This window comes from Olsenella uli (assembly GCF_016899935.1).
Classification (GTDB): domain Bacteria; phylum Actinomycetota; class Coriobacteriia; order Coriobacteriales; family Atopobiaceae; genus Thermophilibacter; species Thermophilibacter uli_B.
Genome location: NZ_JACJJK010000087.1, coordinates 1 through 247 on the forward strand (window position 1 = coordinate 1; position 247 = coordinate 247).

General features: G+C 40.5%; 1 protein-coding gene. It reads left to right on the top strand.

Annotated features, from left to right (window positions below; translation table 11 throughout):
- Positions 1 to 16 precede the first annotated feature (16 nt).
- Positions 17 to 247 (top strand): 3'-5' exonuclease (locus H6A07_RS10550; RefSeq protein WP_369334323.1); only part of this gene is annotated, 231 nt, incomplete at its 3' end.

The window sequence follows — 247 nt, forward strand, 5'->3', positions numbered from 1 at the left end:
GATAGTATGTAATGAAATAAGGCGTTTAAGGCGTGAGGAACATTGTGAATACAATGATTTTGCCGTCCTTTATCGTACTAATTCGCAAAGCAGGAGCTTTGAGGAGGCAATGCGTAAAGTCGGAATACCGTATAAAATTTATGGAGGACTGAGCTTTTACCAACGTAAGGAAATCAAGGACGTTATAGCCTATTTCCGCATGGTGGTCAACCCTGACGATGAAGAAGCGTTCAAGCGTATAATAAAT